This window comes from Kosakonia oryzendophytica, from assembly GCF_900094925.1.
In the GTDB taxonomy this organism is placed as follows: Bacteria; Pseudomonadota; Gammaproteobacteria; order Enterobacterales; family Enterobacteriaceae; genus Kosakonia; species Kosakonia oryzendophytica.
The window spans coordinates 1-16634 of sequence record NZ_FMAY01000007.1 but is presented as its reverse complement, the minus strand read 5'-3'; the positions used below and the strand labels follow the sequence as shown (position 1 = coordinate 16634).

Below are 16634 nucleotides of genomic sequence, written 5' to 3'. Positions count from 1 at the left end.
ATGTTGATGCAAGGAAAAACAGTACTGATCACCGGCTGTCGTCGCGGTATGGGACGCGCCATGGTGGAGGTGTTTGCTGCCAGTGGGGCGAACATATACGCCCACGCGCGTGAAGCCGATGAGGCATTTACGCAGGAAATGGAACAGATCGCCGCACAGCATGATGTGCAAATCTGGCCGCTCGGCTTTGATATGACCGACTACGACGCCATGAAACTGGCGGTCAAGCGCATTATGTCCGACAAGCGCCCGTTGGATGCCGTGGTGAATAACGCAGGCATCACGCTGAACAGCCTGTTCCAGATGACCAGCGAAGCGCAGCTGCGCGCCCAGTTTGAAGTGAACTTCTTCTCGGTCTACCTCTTTACCCAGTACATCGCCAAACTGATGACCCGCCATCAACATGGCAGCATCATCAATATTGCTTCCACTGCCGGTGAAGACGGTAATCCGGGCAAATCAGCGTACGGCGCATCAAAGGCCGCGCTGATTGCCATGACCAAATCCATTGCCGCTGAACTGGGTGAGAAAGGTATTCGCGCCAACTGCATCGCGCCAGGGATCACCGATACCGAGATGCTGCTCACCATGCCGGCGCAAGTGGTTGAAGATGCCAAAAACGGCGCAGACTTACGCCGTGCCGGCGAACCGGCGGAAATCGCACAGGCGGCGTTGTTCCTCGCCAGCGATCTCTCCAGCTATATCACAGGCCAGACAATTCGCGTGGATGGTGGTCTCAAATGACGCAAAAAATTCAGGATGCGGCCCGACGCATTCGTACCCGTATCGTCAATGTGGCGCACCACGCGCCGAGCGATGGAGTGCACGTCTCCCCTGCTCTGTCGATGACCGACATTCTGAGTACGCTGTATGGCAGCGTCATGCGTTATGACCCACAGAACATCACCCGCCGCGAACGCGACCAGTTTATTCTGAGCAAAGGTCATGCCGCACTGGGGCTGTACGCCACATTGTGCGAGTACGGCATTATCAGCGAAGCGCAGCTCAACGAGTTTGAGATCAACGGATCAGTGTTGCAGGTGCATCCTACCAAACACCCGGAGTACGGCATCGACTTCTCCGGTGGCAGCCTGGCGCAAGGGCTCTCCTTCGCCACCGGGCTGGCGCTGGGGCGTCGTTTGAAAGGCGAAACATGGCAGACCTATGTGCTGGTCGGCGATGGGGAGTGCAACGAAGGGGCCATCTGGGAGTGTGCCTTTATGGCCGCACACCACAACATTGACAACCTGACGTTAATTGTCGATCGCAACGGCCTGCAATCCGATGGTTTTACCCGTGACGTAATGTCGATGGATCTCGAAGCACTTTGGCGCGCCTGTCATTGGGAAACCATCGTTTGCGATGGCCACGATATTGCCGCGTTGCAGGCTGCTTTCAACGCTCCGCATCAGGGGAAACCGAAGGTGATCATCGCCAATACGGTGAAAGGCAAAGGCGTGTCGTTTATGGAAAACAATAAAGAGTTCCACCGCAATCGCGTCTCTGCTCAGCAGTTAACCGATGCGCTGGGGGAACTGAATGGGGGCCAGCATGATTGAGTTCAAACCCGCCGCAATTCGCTCCTGGGCAATGCTCGGCTCACGCGGCACCTTTGGCATGACGCTGCTGGAACTCGCACACGATAACGATCGTATTGTCGCCCTGTCCGGCGACCTGTGTAAATCGTCCGGCCTCGATCGCTTTAGCACCACGTACCCGGAACGTTTTTTCAACACGGGCATTGCCGAACAGAACATGATCGGCGTTGCAGCCGGGCTGGCGGCAAGCGGGTATGTGCCTTTCGCCACCTCGTTTCCTAACTTTCTGACGCTGCGCGCCGCAGAGCAGGTACGCCTGAATCTTGGCTATATGCAGGAAAACGTCAAACTGGTTGGCCTGGCGTCCGGTCTGGCGACCGGAATGTTTGGTGCCACGCATCACGGTATTGAAGAGCTGGCAATGCTCCGCTCCGTCTCCAATATTGCCATTTTTTCCCCGGCGGACTGCACTGCAACCGTCAAAATGACCCAGGCTGCACTCGAGTATGATGGCCCGGTCTATCTGCGTCTCACTGGCGGTATGCGTGCGCCGATTGTTTACAAAGAGGATTTTGAACTGATCCCCGGCAAAGCCATCACCTTACGTGAAGGCAACGATATCGCCATTATTGCCACCGGCAGTATGGTGCATGTTGCCCTGACCAGCGCCGGGCAACTGGCCGATCGGGGGATTGATGCCGCCGTTATTGATATGCACACCCTAAAACCCCTTGATGAAGCCGCTATTGCAGCACATCTGGGGAAAAAGCTGCTGGTGACCATTGAAGAGCACAGCATGATTGGCGGTCTCGGCAGCGCCGTAGCGGAATACGTTAGCGCACAATCACAACGCCCCAGACAATTAACCCTTGGTATTCCACAAGGTTATCCGCACGCCGGTGACTATGGCTGGATGCTGGAGCAAAGTGGTCTGACGGTGGAAAACCTCACAGCACAGGTCATGGACGCACTGCAATGAATGCTTTTTGGCACACCCACCAGCACCCGGCTTCACAGCTGGCGCTGAAAGACGATCGCGGCATAAGCCTCAGCTACGGTGAACTGACCGCCCGCGTTGACGAACTGGCGCAGCGTATTCCTCCTCGCGCGCTGGTTTTTATTTTTTGCCATAACCAGGTGGAGACCGTTATTGGTTATCTTGCCTGCCTGAAACAGGACGCCGTCGCGTTATTGCTGGACAACGCACTGGATACCACCCTCGCGCAGCAGTTGATCGATACCTATCGCCCGTCGTTTCTCTGGCAGCCGCAAGACGGCTGTTATCAGTTGCACGCCACCGGGTTAACGCCATGGGCACTCCATGATTCTCTGGCCCTGCTGATGACGACGTCCGGCTCAACCGGTAGCCCGAAACTGGTGCGCCTGAGCAAACGCAACCTGCAAAGTAACGCCGCCAGCATTGCGCAATATCTGCAAATTGATCGCCATGAGCGTGGACTGGTGAGTCTGCCAGTGAACTATGTTTACGGCCTCTCCATCATCAACAGCCACCTTTATGCCGGGGGCAGTCTGCTGTTGACCGGGCACAGCGTGATGCAGCGTGAGTTGTGGGATTTTGTCCGTACGGAACGCGCCAGCTCCTTCGCCGGGGTGCCTTATACCTGGGAGATGCTGCGTAAACTGCGGTTTATGCGCATGGATCTGCCGGATTTACGCACCCTCACCCAGGCGGGGGGGAAACTTGCCCCCGCATTGCAGCAGGAATACACCGAATTCGCCGCCCAACAGGGTAAACGCTTTATCGTGATGTACGGCGCAGCGGAAGCCACCTCGCGCATGGCCTGGTTGCCGCCGGAAGATGCCGCCACTCGTTACGGTTTTATCGGCAAACCGATCCCTGGCGGCGAATTCCTGCTGCTGGGGGATGATAACCAGCCGGTGACCACGCCTGGAACGCACGGCGAGCTGATCTATCATGGCGAAAACGTGGCTCTGGGCTATGCCGAACGCGGCGAAGATCTTGCCCTGGGCGATGACTTTGCTGGTCGGTTGCATACCGGCGATATCGCCACGGTCGACAGCGACGGGTTCTACCGTATTGTCGGGCGTAAAAAACGTTTCCTGAAAATTTTCGGTAACCGCGTGGGGCTGGACGAAATGGAAGCGCTACTCAAAACGGCGTTCCCGGATACGACCATCGCCTGCGATGGCCGCGATGACTTGCTGTGCATCTTTATTACCGATGCGTCGCTCGCAACAGCAGCCAAACAATATGCGGCAGACATCAGCAAACTTCACGCGTCGGCATTTCGCGTTATTCCCCTCGCCGAGATCCCCAAAAACCCGGCAGGTAAGACGCTCTATCATAAGCTGAAAGATTATGTCCCTGCCGTTTAACGAGATCCTCAATATTGCGCCCTACTCGCTGGCCCGGGAGGAAAAGCGAGCGATGTTGCTGGCGCGTTTGCAAGCGTTAACCGCGCACCACTACGACCGCTGCGACGCCTACCGCGGCATGCTCGATGCACAGTCCGTGAATCCGGCATCGATTGTTGCGCTGGAGGATGTCCCTTTTCTGCCTGTCTCACTGTTTAAATCGCTGGCGCTGAAAAGTATTCCCGATGAGGACGTGGTCAAAACTATGACCTCGTCCGGCACCACTGGTCAGCAGGTGTCGCGTATTTTTCTCGATAAAACCACCGCCTCTTACCAGCAAAAAGTGCTGGTGAAGATTGTCAGCCAGTTCACGGGCGCCAGCCGCTTGCCGATGCTGGTTATCGACTCCCCGGATGTGCTGAAAGACCGGCTGCAATTTTCCGCTCGCGGCGCGGGCATTCTTGGCTTCTCACTGTTTGGTGCCGATCGCGCCTGGGCACTGGATGAAAATATGGCGTTGAATATTCCGGTGATTGAAGCCTTCCTGGAAAAACACCAGGGTAAACGCATCCTGCTGTTCGGCTTCACCTTTATGGTCTGGCAGCATTTTTATAAAGCGCTGGCGGCCAGTGGTAAAAAGCTGGCGCTGGACAATGCACTGCTGATCCACGGCGGCGGCTGGAAAAAGTTGCAGCATGAAGCGGTTTCACCAGCGGACTTCGCCCGCCGGTTGCAGGATGTCTGCGGCTTACCCGCTGTGCATGATTATTACGGCATGGTTGAACAAACCGGCTGTATCTATATGCAATGCGAGCAGGGCCACCTGCACGCGTCGATCTTCTCGGATGTGATTATTCGCGACCCACAGAATTTCGCCTGCGCGCCCGTCGGCCAGCCGGGGATTATTCAGGTGCTGTCGTTGTTACCCGAATCTTATCCAGGCCACGCCTTGCTGACCGAAGATGAGGGGGTATTACTGGGCGAAGATGATTGCCCATGTGGGCGCAAAGGCAAATATTTCCGGATCCTTGGTCGGCTTAAAAAAGCCGAATTACGCGGGTGTAGCGACACATATGCAGCTGAGTTTTAACGATCTGACCTTCATTCTGGGCGACGAAGCACAGTTACGGGCGATGCCGGAACAGGCAACGTATCCTGCCTTTGCCCCGGAAATTCTGGCGCTGTTGCACACGTTTTCCCGACTGACATTACAAGACGCAGAGGCGAAAGCCTGGCCGGATGTGGTAAGTCTGGGTTTCTGGTGCCGGGAAGCCTCGCTGGCGCAAATGCAGGCAACCTACGGCGATCTGCCCAACCGCTATGGCCGCGGTGTGGTTTTTCATATCGCACCGGGGAATGTTGCGGCTAACTTCGCTTATTCGTTATTGACTGGCCTGCTGACCGGCAATGCCAATATTGTCCGTTTACCGGGGCGCGACCACCCGCAGGTGGCGATCATTGTGCGCCTGCTGGCTGCCGCATTAGCGCAACATCCGGCACTGGCGCCGTATATCTGCCTGCTGCGTTATGAACGCCAGCAGTCGATCAATGACGCTCTTTCCGCGCTGTGCGATACCCGCATTATCTGGGGTGGCGATGAAACCATCGCGCAGATCCGTCGCTCGCCGCTAAAACCGCGCGCGCGGGAGATCGCCTTTGCCGACCGCTATTCCATTGCCGCCATTGATGCGGACAGCTATCTGGCGCACGTGGATAAAGATAAGCTGGCGCGGGCGTTCTTTAATGACACCCTGCTCAATGACCAGAACGCCTGTTCTTCTCCCTCGCTGGTGGTCTGGCTGGGAAAAGAGACGCAGGTCGCACGGGAGCTCTTCTGGCAACACTTTCATGCCTTTGCTGCGCGCTTTTACACGCTGGAGCCGGTTGCGGCAGTCAATAAATTGACGCGGCTTTGTCTGCTGGGCGCAACGTGGCCCGGTGTGAAAAAGGTTTCCGCAGATGACAACCTGCTGGTGCGTATTGAACTGCCTGAGGTGAATAGCGCAGTGATGGATTTACGCGGTAACTGTGGCTTTTTCCTCGAGTATGTCGCCGAATCGCTGGATGACATCGTGCCGGTATGCGGTGAGCGCTGCCAGACGCTGGCGACATTTGGCATTGAGAATGCCGTGGTGACTGAATGGCTGGCGGCGCGCCGACCACAGGGCATTGACCGCGTGGTGCCGTTTGGTCGCACACTGGATTTTACCCTGCAATGGGATGGTTATGATCTGGTTGCCATGCTGACGCGTACCGTCGCCATCGGTTAATCGCTGGTGGGCAAAAAAAACGCCGGATGACCGGCGTTTTTTATCAGGCAACGTGGCGAACGGGTTTACCGGACTTTTTTGTTTTTTGCGCATGCCGACGGATGATATCAATCACCCGCAGCTGATCGGCTTGTGTCAAATCCGGGTAGATTGGCAGGCAAAGGATTTGCTCAGCAATCGCGTTGGCGACCGGTAAATGATCCACTGAAGCGGTCGCTAAATGGCGGTACATAGCAAAGGAGCTGATGAGAGGGTAAAAATAGCGGCGCGAGTAGATCCCTTCCGCTTTCAGCGCATCGTACAACCCATCACGCGTGAGCGGATAGTCACTGTCCACCAGCACCGGATAATAGGCATGGTTCCAGTCAAACCGCCCGGCGGCGTCAAACCAGCTAATGCCCGGAATACCCTGCAACCCTTCACAGTAACGTTGATAAATCGTCGAACGGGCAGCCAATGCGCCGTCGATATATTTCAGTTGTAACAGCCCAAACGCCGCTTCCATCTCGTTCATTTTGGCGTTGATCCCCGGCGCGACGACGCGGGTCTCCCCGGCAAAACCAAAGTTTTTCAGATAATCGATGCGCTGCTTGGTGCGGGCATCGTGGCAAATGATCGCGCCCCCCTCGAAGGTGTTGAACACTTTCGTGGCATGGAAACTGAGCACCGACAAATCGCCATGGTTGAGAATGCTGACGCCATCTTTACGCACGCCAAATGCATGCGCCGCGTCGTAAATCACTTTCAGCCCGTAAACATCGGCAATCTGCTGAATGCGCTCGACATCGCAAGGAATGCCATAGCAATGGACCGGCATGATGGCAGTAGTCTGCGGCGTGATCAGCTCTTCAATGCGTTCCGGACTAATATTAAATGTCTGCGGGTCGATATCGGCGAAGACGGGTGTCAGGCCATTCCACAACAGGGTATGGGAGGTGGCGACAAACGAATAAGGCGTGGTGATCACCTCGCCGGTGACGCGCAACGCTTGCAGCGCGGTCAATAACGCCAGCGTACCGTTGGAAAAGAGGCACACGTGTTTTACGCCCAGGTAGTTCGCCAGCTCCTCTTCAAGTTGCTGGTGAAAAGCGCCACCGTTAGTCAGGATGCGATTTTGCCAAATCTTCTCCATGTAGGGCATGAACTCCTCAAGAGGAGGCAAAAGCGGACTCGTGACAAAGATGTTATCGCCCATATGCAGACCTGCACGTTAATCAATGAGTCATTGCATGATAACGAGGGGACGGATTTGCTTATCGGTAAAACAGACGGCATTTCAGGTGCCAATTGCGCCCACGACGACGCTATCCTCTAAAAAGAGGGGGAAAACACTGGATATTTGACGGCTGGAACGCACTGAAATTATGTCAAATTCTTATCACAATTCGGTGATGGCTTCCCGGAAAGGGAAATTCAATTGGAAAAACAATGAACCAACATGATCTGGTGAGTATCATCATCCCGGCTTATAAGCCCGATTTCTTTGAAACCGCTCTGAGCAGTGCACTCAATCAAAGCTGGCCGAATTGCGAAGTGATCATCTGCGATGACAGCCGGGATGATACGATTCGCTTGATCTGCGAACGTTACGCCCACAACACCTCTACGCCAGTAAAATACGTCAAAAATGAAAAACAGCTGGGTGAAGAGAACAACTGCCTGCGTTGCGTGCGTGAGGCGCAAGGCAAATACGTTAAATTCCTCTACGACGACGATATTCTGTTCGAACACTGTATCACCCGTCTTGTCGCTGCGCTGACCTCAGCCCCCAATAACCGACTCGCCACTTCACGCCGTCTGCGTGTGGACGAATATGACCAACCGCTGGCAGATATTGTCGCCACCGCCGCCCCGTTTGCCGACGATGTGATCATTAATGGCCGCGATGTCATCGCCTACTTTGCCGACAACCTGGTCAATTTTATCGGCGAACCCAGCGTGATGCTGTGCTACCGCGAGGATTTGGTGGCCTTTGCCGAGGGGTTATTTCTCCTGCAAGGCGAGGCGATGCCGTTCCTCGCCGATATGACCATTTCATTGAAGCTGCTGGCCCAGGGCGACCTGGCATTTGTCGCTGAAACCCTTTCCGCTTTCCGTATTTCCGGTAACCAGCAAAGCCAGTTAAACCAGACACGCCAGGCACAGGTCACCCGCACCTACACCCGCATGCCTATTGTTATCCGTGAATTGGGTTGGTACAAAGGCACTCCGGAGCAAAACCAGTGGGTGCGCGTGGCGCCCATGGACACGCCAGACCAGTTTCAACAAGTCAATATTCACCATGCGATGCTGACCTCCGCTCAGCAGTCGCTCACGCACTTTCGCAGTGGAAAGATCCGTGACTGGCTGGCGGCACGGACCCTACCCTCGCAATATCGCCCGCTGGTCGATGCCTTTCAGCAGGCCCGGGCCATTGCGCAGACACTCACGGTGTTCGTTTTCCAGCAAGGAGGCAACACTACCGCCTGCGAGCACACCCTGCGCAGTATCGCGGCGTACCAGGGTTTCGGCCTGACCCTCAACCCGGTAGTGATTTGCGATGATCAGCAGTCAGCGCCAGCAGGCGCTCCGGCGTTGGTCTGCCCACAGACTATGCGGGCCACGGCGGTCAATCAGTATCTCACTGCCCGCCCCGGAGACTGGATGCTCTGTCTGGAAGCTGGCGAAACCTTACAGAGCGGCGGGATGTTGATGTTCGACCTGGCGCTGGACGGTGCAGCGGGTTGCGATGCGGTATACGGCGATGAGTTTTATCAGTCTGCCGATGGTGAGCTGATTGGCTCCGCTTTTCGCCCCGACTTTAACCTCGATCTGCTGCTCAGCTACCCATCCGAAATGGCACGCCACTGGATATTCCGCAGCAGCACGGTGCTGGCGCTGGGCGGTTTCAATACCGGTTATCAGCAGGCGTGGCAATTTGATTACATCGTGCGCTTGATTGAACAAAAAGGCATTCAGTTCGCCGGTCATTTGCCGGAGATTTTTGTTATTGGTCATGATCCGATTCAGGTCACGCAGCCGGAAGAACTGGCGATCCTGACCCAGCATTTGCATCACCGGGGTTACCCGCAGGGCCGCGTCGAAGCCCCAAAACCGGGGTTGTATGCCCTGCGCTACCACCACACGCAGCAGCCGCTGGTGTCGATCATTATCCCGACCAAAGATCAGCTCTCAATGTTGATCCCCTGCGTAACCAGCCTGCTGGAAAAGACTACCTACCGTAACTATGAACTGCTGATTGTTGATAACAACAGCGAAACGCCGGAAGCCTTACAGTGGCTGGAAGGCATCGCCACTATCGATCCGGAACGCATTCGTGTGCTGCGTTATCCTTACCCGTTTAACTACTCTGCCATCAACAACATGGCGGCGCGGGAAGCCCGTGGCGAGTACCTGGTGTTGCTCAATAACGATACCGCCATCATCAGCGGTGGCTGGCTGGACAGTTTACTGAACCACGGCCTGCGCCCGGAAGTGGGTATTACTGGCGCAAAACTGCTCTACCCGACCGGGAAAATCCAGCACGCGGGGGTGGTTCTGGGTCTGCGCGGCCCGGCGGATCACCCGTTTATCGGCAGCGATCTGGAACGTTCAGGGTATATGAACCGCTTACAGGTCGACCAAAACTACAACGTGGTGACCGCCGCCTGTTTACTGATCCGCAAATCGGTCTACGACCAGGTTGGTGGGTTGGATGAAGAGAAATTTAAAGTCTCCTATAACGATGTGGATTTGTGCCTGAAAGTTCGCGAAGCCGGTTATCTCACGGTCTGGACACCACACGCCATGGTGATGCACGAAGGCAGCGTCAGCCAGAACAAAGTGGATAAAACCGCGCAGGAGAAGAAACGCATTCGCTTTATGGGTGAACAGGATGCGATGTATGAAAAATGGATGCCGCTGATTGCCAATGACCCGGCATATAACCCCAATTTGACGCTGGATGGCGAAGGCTTCCAGTTCACCCTGGGCGAGCACGATACCTGGCAACCGCTGCACTGGAAACCGTTGCCGCGTTTTATCACTTACCCGCTGAGCGAACACCCCGCCACCCAATCGCGTCTGGTCTTACCGTTGGACCGACTGAAAGACGCTGCGCTGGCGGACGGGCAAAACGCGTATCGCGCCACCCCCTATGCCGAGATTGTGCGTTACGCACCGGATGCGCTGATATTGTCACGTCAGTGCTCACCGTTCCTGCAAGAGTGGCTGCAACGCCTGCGCAAAATTGCCCCGGTGTTTACCGTCTTCGATATCGATGAGTACCTCCCGGCGTTACCGGCCCAGTCACCGCTTCGGGAGAAGTTTCCGGCCGATCTTCAGCACGCGTTGCGTGCAACCGCAGCCAGCGTAGATCGCCTCGTGGTGGCCAGTGAAGTCCTGGCTGAAACCTGCGCGGGCTGGAATGCCGATATTCGTGTGGCGGAAACCCGTCTTGATCCGGTGGTGTGGGCCGGACTAAGCAGCCTGCGCGGCGTGGGACAAAAACCACGAGTCGGTTGGATCGGTAGCGCAGAACGCAGCGCCGACCTGGATGTCATTTACCCGTTGATAAGCCAGCTCGCCGATCGCGTTGACTGGATCTTTTTTGGCTATTGCCCGCCAGCGCTTCGCCCGCACGTGAAGGAGTATCACGCTGCCTGGGCCAGCGAAGTGTATGCGCACAAACTGGCTTCACTGAATCTCGACCTGGCACTGGCACCGCTGGCAGATAGTCTGTTTAACCGCAACCTCAGCACGGTTCGCCTGTTGGAGTATGGTGCCTGCGGTATCCCGGTGATTTGTAGCGACAACATTTGCTATCGCAATACGCTGCCGGTGACCCGCGTGGCTAACTCGCCGAAGAAATGGCGTGATGCCATCGAAATGCATCTGCACGATTTACCGGCGACGTGGAAACAGGGCGACGCACTGCAAGCCTGGGTACAGGAACATGGCATGTTGCGGGGAGAGAATTTGCTTCATCACGCACGCTGCTGGCTGCCTGGTAACTGACCACCAGGCGGTTTGAGCCGCGATACCTTCTGAAATAATGGCTACGTAAACAGGGTCTTTATGGATAAGCATGCATGCCTCATTTGTGGCACGGAAATGGCGTTGTATTTTGTGAAGGAGGAATATATTGCCCCTTCAACACGCAACTTCACACAACAATTGGTTCCCGTGCAGTTTTATGAATGTCCGGCGTGCCATTTTCTCAGTTCACGAACGCACCAGTCGTTACCGGCAAAGGCGTGGGAAAAACTGAATCACGACTTTCATCATTATGCTGAAACCGAAGGCCGCGAGACGCACGATTTTAACCAACCGCCTTACGCCGCTCAGGCAATGATGATTGAACTGTTGGCGCGCAATCATATTATCGATGACAGTGCGATTCTCGATTACGCCGCCGGTTACGGTTCGCTGAGTCATATCCAGCGTAAATACTTTGACCGCGAGATCACCTGCTACGATAAATACGTCAGAAACCCGCACCAGCGCTACATCGACAACCCGCCTGAAAAGGCATGGTCGCTGGTGATCAACTCCGCCATGTTTGAACATGTGCTGACGCGGGCCGACCTTGATGCGGTTAACGATCTGGTCTCCGATACCGGAGCGCTGATGATTCACACCGTGGTCGTGGAGCGCGTACCGAAGGATCCGAACTGGTTCTACATTGATACGCCAGTGCATACTGCCGTACATACCAACCAGAGCATGGAACGGTTAATGGCGCAATGGGGGTACAAATCCTCAATTTACAGCCCAATCAGTAAAGCCTGGGTACTGCTCCGCAAGCCCTACAGTGACGTGCAGGCGCAAGTGGAGAATATCAACGCGGAACTGCAAACAGCATGGTTGTTCGGTAAAGACGGTTTTGTTGATTACTGGAAAACACGCTAACCCGGCGGATCAAAAAAGGCGCTTTGCAGCGCCTTTTCTTTTATGCACCTGCCGGGAGCCAGCCCTGACGCCAGTCGTCCAGCCCGGCATCGCGCAGATACCAGTGGTTCTGCACCGCCTCCCGTAAGGCCTCCCCATCGCGCTGACGCAGCAGCGGATCGTTGATGTAAGCCTGAACGGCGTTCATCCAGTCTTTGAAACGGTTCTCCACCAGCATCACCGGCAGCCCGCAGCGATAGGGCTCAATGTCAGTGGCGATAATCGGCACGCCGCACGTGCCAATTTCCAGCAGACGCAGGTTGCTCTTACACTCGTTGAACTGGTTAATTTGCAACGGCACCAGTGCCAGATCGAGATTCAGACTCGCCAGTTTTTCTGGGTACATCTCAAACGGTACACCTGGGTGAAACTCACACTGCACATTGCGCGGTTTCATGCCCATAAACACCCACTCAACCTGCCCTTCCAGCTCTTTGATCAACGGCAGCAGGATCTCAAGATCGCCAGCGTGCGAACTGCCGCCCGCCCAGCCGACGCGCACCTTTTTCCCGGTGTTGCGCTCGCTCAGCAAATGCCCCCACTGATGCGGCGCAAGACGGTTTTGCGCAATACGGATGTCCGAATGGAAACGACTGTACGCCTCCGCCAGCGGCGCGGTGGAGACCACAACCCAATCCGCGCTCTCCATCACTTTACGGAAGCTTTTGATCATATGCTGCGGGAAGTGTTGACGGTTGCCATTTTTAATCGGCACATTCAGCAAATAGTCATCGTACTCCAGCACGATTTTCGCATCGCAGACTTCACGTAGCTGTTTAAAGATATCCGGGAAACGACTGCCGGTGATCAACTCCAGCAGGATGACATCCGGTTGCAGTTGCGCCACTTCCATCACGCCCGGGATGGTGTTGATCAGACCGCCTTCAAGCATCAGGTGACGCTCCATGGCTTTAAACGGCTGCATCACCCGGTGATGGCCGCCGCCAACCCAGTTAATATGATGCGCCAGCACCACCGGCAAAGGACGGCCCGGCAACGGCTGAAACAGCCGTGCACTGCTGTCACTCAGGGTGAAAGCTTTGCCCATTTTCTGCATTAAAGGATGGTAAGAAGGCTCTGCCAGTAACGCCTGCTTCCACTCCTGACGCAGAGAGGCATAATCATGCAGCAGCGGGCGCTCCTGAACCTGGAACTTGTCGCCCAGCAGACGTGTTGCACCCCCCATATGTCTGACACGAGAGTATGGCGTCCAGACGTTAAGGTAACCCAGCTTCTGCGCACGCAAACCGAGGTCCACATCGGCAAAATAGAGCGGATACCGCTCCTGCGTGAAACCATTCAGCGAGAAAAAGACCTCTTTACGCACCATCATGCAAGAGGCGCTCACCGCTGCCAGGTTGCGCGGTGTTTTCAGATAGTGCTGGAAGCCATTGCTCTGGCCATCCGCCCCTTCAAACGCCACGTCTACACCATGCTGAACACCCAGCAGGTAACCGCCATGCTGGATACGACCATCATGGTATTCCAGACGCGCGCCTACCAGCCCCACTTCCGGTCGCAGCGCCTGTTCCAGCAGGGCATCAAGCCACTCGCCATCAATAATTTCACAGTCATTGTTGAGGAAGACCAGCACATCGCCGCGCGCTTGTTGCGCCGCCGCGTTGTTGATTTCCGCAAAATTAAACGGCGCGTCATAACGCAGGATTCGCACCTGCTCAAGCCCCAACGCCGCTAAATCGTTCAGGAAGCGGCACGCATCGTCCTCCACGGACTGGTTATCCACAATCAGCAGTTCATAGTGCTGATAACGGGTCTTCTCCATCAGGCTTTCGATACAGCGCTTCAGTAGCGCAAAACGATCGCGGGTAGGAATAATGATCGACACCAGCGGCGTGGCATCCCAGTGATAACGCACGCGCTTAATCGTGGGTATCAGCCCCGCTTCCAGCGTCGCGTTGATGCCAAGGCGTTGCAGATGCGCCAGCAGGATCTGTTGGCATTCACGGATAACGTCCGGTGTATCGCTCCACTGCCCCGCCGGGTGCGGGCTCTCTACCAGCACTTCCGCCACATGCCCGAGGGCTGCTGCGCCCTGTCCTTCGACAAAGCGCCATAGCAGATCGATCATGGCTGCCTGCGGATAGTGACTGTTCAAGCCGCCCAGTTGCAGGGCAACATCACGGGAGAAGAGCAGCACACGCCCAACATAAGGCACGCCGCGCAGCAGATCGATATTCACATCCGGGCGCAAAGTCAGCACCGGTTCGCCGTTCTCCGCCCGCGTCATTTCATCCGCGTAAAACAGCCAGGCGTTTTGTTGTTGCAGGCGCTGTTCAACAAAGCGCAACAATGCATCGTCACGCAACGTGTAACCGGCTGGGATCAGCAACAGGGCGTCAGCGCTGCGCGTGCTCAGCAGCGCGTTAACCGCCGTAGGCCACGTGGCATCGCTGGCAATCACATCAATCGATACAGCCGCCAGCGACTGGCTCTCTACCGAAGCCCGGGTCTGCGCGCTGGCATCATCCTCACCGAGAATGATAACGCCAATGCTGGCTTTCTCCGGGTAGGCACCGGCAAACGTGCGTAATGCTTCGCGACGCGCATCGCTTATCTGGCGATCATCAAGCCAGCGGTTAAAGGAGTAAGCCGTCGTTTGCTGCTGTGCCAACACCGCTTTGCTGTGGAAGTTAAGGGTGTAGCGGGATCGTGCATCCAGCGTGCGTGTTTTTTCCACCAGAGGTTGGGCGAAAAGCGCCGCCAGTGCACTGTCCAGATTCCATTTAGTGGCAAAATAGGCGCGTTGCGCCTGCGACCAGGCGCGTGCATTGGCATAGCCATTTTTCAGCAGATCTACCCACTCGTCAGCATCCGGGCAGTTCCGCAGCGTTAACGCACAGAAGTGTTCCGCCTCGTGGCGCGCCATATTCTCGTCGGTCAGATACCCTTCGACATACCCTTCGTTGGCAAGGAACAGCGGGATCCCCAGCGACAGTGCTTTCGGCACGCTCTCTTCATTACCAATTACCACGTCATATTGCTCAAGCCACGCCGGTTCAATGCGTTGCACCTGCTGACTGAGATCAAACCAGTCAATCTGAATCCCGGCCTCTCGCGCTTTCTGCTGCACTTCATACATTTCGGCAGACATTTTGGGCGCGATATAGAGCACGCGAGACAACGTCTGTGCCTCGCGCGTGCGAACAAACTGACCAAAACGGGCCGGAACGGACCAGGGCAAGGTTTTAAGCTGGGCGCTATCCACACCGGTTTGCAGCAACAACGCGGAGGTGCGTGGCGAGAGGTCGAGCGTGATCGCGGCAAATTGATTTTCCAGCGCCACGCCCCAGGGGATATAGAGATCGTTGTAATCGCTGTAATGGCGGAACACCATCGCGCCCGCCAGGCGGTTTTCGCTGACGGCGTTAAGCAGTTTTTCGCTGAAGAATCCCCGGTAGATCCAGATAATGTCGTAATGGGCATCCGGCTCACCGATTTTATCGGTGATCACCGCAAAGCGGCCTGTCGCCATCAGGCGTTCTATTTCGCCCGTCAGCGTCTGCCCTGCCGCGCAGCTAATAACATCCACGCGCCAGCCTGTTGCCAGCAAGGCGTCGGCGATATCAAGAAGTTCGGCACTATGGGGGGTATAGGCGTCAAATTTATCCACGCTGATTAATATGCTTCGCATCTGTCATCCTCACATCACCGGGCGTACAGCCGGGGCGATTTCAAAAGGCGTTCCTGTCGTTATGCAATATTGTGGGCGACGGAGGAAAGATCGAGAGGAAAAACAGCTTGCAGAAAAGGGGTTATATCCGGCGATTGACCAGGTAAAAGCCTCCCTTCTGAGAAAGTGACTTTTGAGAGTGATCCCTGTAAGGGGGATATTGTTATCCTTCCGCTTACTATTCTAACAATTCCACCTGCTGTGCATGTGTTTGTTCGGTTTTCTCCCGATGACGCACATATCTTCTGATAATTTCTTCGTTCACACCGACCGTATCTACAAAGTAACCCCGCAACCAAAAATGATTTCACCATACCTTCTTACTTGTACGTGAGGAACGGTTTTCGAGCTTGATTGCACTGCGACTTTCTGGACGACTCTTCAGAGTTGATATGGAAATGTTGGGCGGGATGATAACGACAAGATGCCCCTGATCTGACTGGATATTTAGTTCCAGAACCTCACAATCTTTTATTCCGCATAGAATGTAGATTGTCCTGTAACGTTCCTTGCCCAGATTATCTCTCAGAGATCCTGAAACGGTACTTTGTCGCCCACACTATGTGGTATTTGCCACGCCAGGATACAGATGATGAACGCCTGTAAAGCCTCATGTCGGTTTGTCTCCTTTTACTTGTGGTGAGTAAGCAGAGCTATTCCGGCATGGGCATTCTTCAGGCTAGAGCCTTAGAGGATCACTCACCACCGCCCAAAGAGGTGGTTTAGGGGTGACAATAAAAAAGGCATCCGAAGATGCCTTTTTAAAGCGTGCCGGATTAACGCAGCAGGGACAGCATGGTCTGCGGAACCTGGTTGGCCTGCGCCAGAACAGAGGAACCGGCCTGTTGCAGGATCTGCGCGCGCGACATG

Annotated in this window: 11 protein-coding genes and 1 pseudogene; 8 read left to right on the top strand and 4 right to left on the bottom strand. The window is 55.5% G+C overall.

Annotated elements, in window-relative coordinates; genetic code table 11:
* From GA0061071_RS13000 to GA0061071_RS12975, 6 genes are read left to right on the top strand one after another with little or no spacing between them, the layout of a single operon-like run.
* Complete coding sequence (locus GA0061071_RS13000; protein ID WP_061494315.1) at positions 1-744, top strand: SDR family NAD(P)-dependent oxidoreductase; 744 nt, start codon at positions 1-3, stop codon at positions 742-744.
* Positions 741-1559, top strand: a complete 819-nt coding sequence (locus GA0061071_RS12995; protein WP_088237965.1) for a transketolase — start codon at positions 741-743, stop codon at positions 1557-1559. Before GA0061071_RS13000 ends, GA0061071_RS12995 begins: the two co-directional genes overlap by 4 nt.
* On the top strand, positions 1552-2517 hold the full coding sequence (locus GA0061071_RS12990; RefSeq protein WP_088238231.1) for a transketolase family protein: 966 nt from the start codon (positions 1552-1554) through the stop codon (positions 2515-2517). The genes GA0061071_RS12995 and GA0061071_RS12990 overlap by 8 nt, the downstream gene beginning before the upstream one ends.
* Complete coding sequence (locus GA0061071_RS12985; RefSeq protein ID WP_088237966.1) at positions 2514-3896, top strand: AMP-binding protein; 1383 nt, start codon at positions 2514-2516, stop codon at positions 3894-3896. The genes GA0061071_RS12990 and GA0061071_RS12985 overlap by 4 nt, the downstream gene beginning before the upstream one ends.
* Complete coding sequence (locus GA0061071_RS12980; protein WP_088237967.1) at positions 3880-4965, top strand: LuxE/PaaK family acyltransferase; 1086 nt, start codon at positions 3880-3882, stop codon at positions 4963-4965. The genes GA0061071_RS12985 and GA0061071_RS12980 overlap by 17 nt, the downstream gene beginning before the upstream one ends.
* On the top strand, positions 4949-6145 hold the full coding sequence (locus GA0061071_RS12975) for an acyl-CoA reductase (protein WP_088237968.1): 1197 nt from the start codon (positions 4949-4951) through the stop codon (positions 6143-6145). The genes GA0061071_RS12980 and GA0061071_RS12975 overlap by 17 nt, the downstream gene beginning before the upstream one ends.
* 43 nt (positions 6146-6188) lie before the next feature.
* Here GA0061071_RS12975 and GA0061071_RS12970 read toward each other — a convergent pair whose 3' ends face one another.
* Positions 6189-7340 (bottom strand): DegT/DnrJ/EryC1/StrS family aminotransferase, encoded by a 1152-nt coding sequence (locus GA0061071_RS12970; protein WP_061494310.1) that lies wholly within the window; start codon positions 7338-7340, stop codon positions 6189-6191.
* A gap of 233 nt (positions 7341-7573) precedes the next feature.
* On the opposite strand from GA0061071_RS12970, the gene GA0061071_RS12965 reads away from it, so the two are divergent.
* Positions 7574-11140 carry a glycosyltransferase gene (locus GA0061071_RS12965; protein WP_088237969.1) on the top strand — a complete coding sequence of 1189 codons (3567 nt, stop codon included), beginning with the start codon at positions 7574-7576 and terminating at the stop codon, positions 11138-11140.
* Positions 11141-11251: 111 nt separating this feature from the next.
* Entirely contained in the window at positions 11252-12034 is a 783-nt protein-coding gene (locus GA0061071_RS12960; RefSeq protein ID WP_209446730.1) for a class I SAM-dependent methyltransferase, read from the top strand.
* A gap of 40 nt (positions 12035-12074) precedes the next feature.
* Here GA0061071_RS12960 and GA0061071_RS12955 read toward each other — a convergent pair whose 3' ends face one another.
* From GA0061071_RS12955 to GA0061071_RS12945, 3 genes and pseudogenes are all read right to left on the bottom strand, one after another.
* Entirely contained in the window at positions 12075-15725 is a 3651-nt protein-coding gene (locus GA0061071_RS12955; RefSeq protein WP_088237971.1) for a glycosyltransferase, read from the bottom strand.
* A 217-nt stretch (positions 15726-15942) separates the two neighbouring features.
* Positions 15943-16378, bottom strand: a pseudogene (tnpA, locus tag GA0061071_RS12950) (IS200/IS605 family transposase).
* A gap of 162 nt (positions 16379-16540) precedes the next feature.
* Positions 16541-16634, bottom strand: a 94-nt coding sequence (locus GA0061071_RS12945) for a flagellin (RefSeq protein ID WP_090269448.1), incomplete at its 5' end; no start/stop codon positions are given.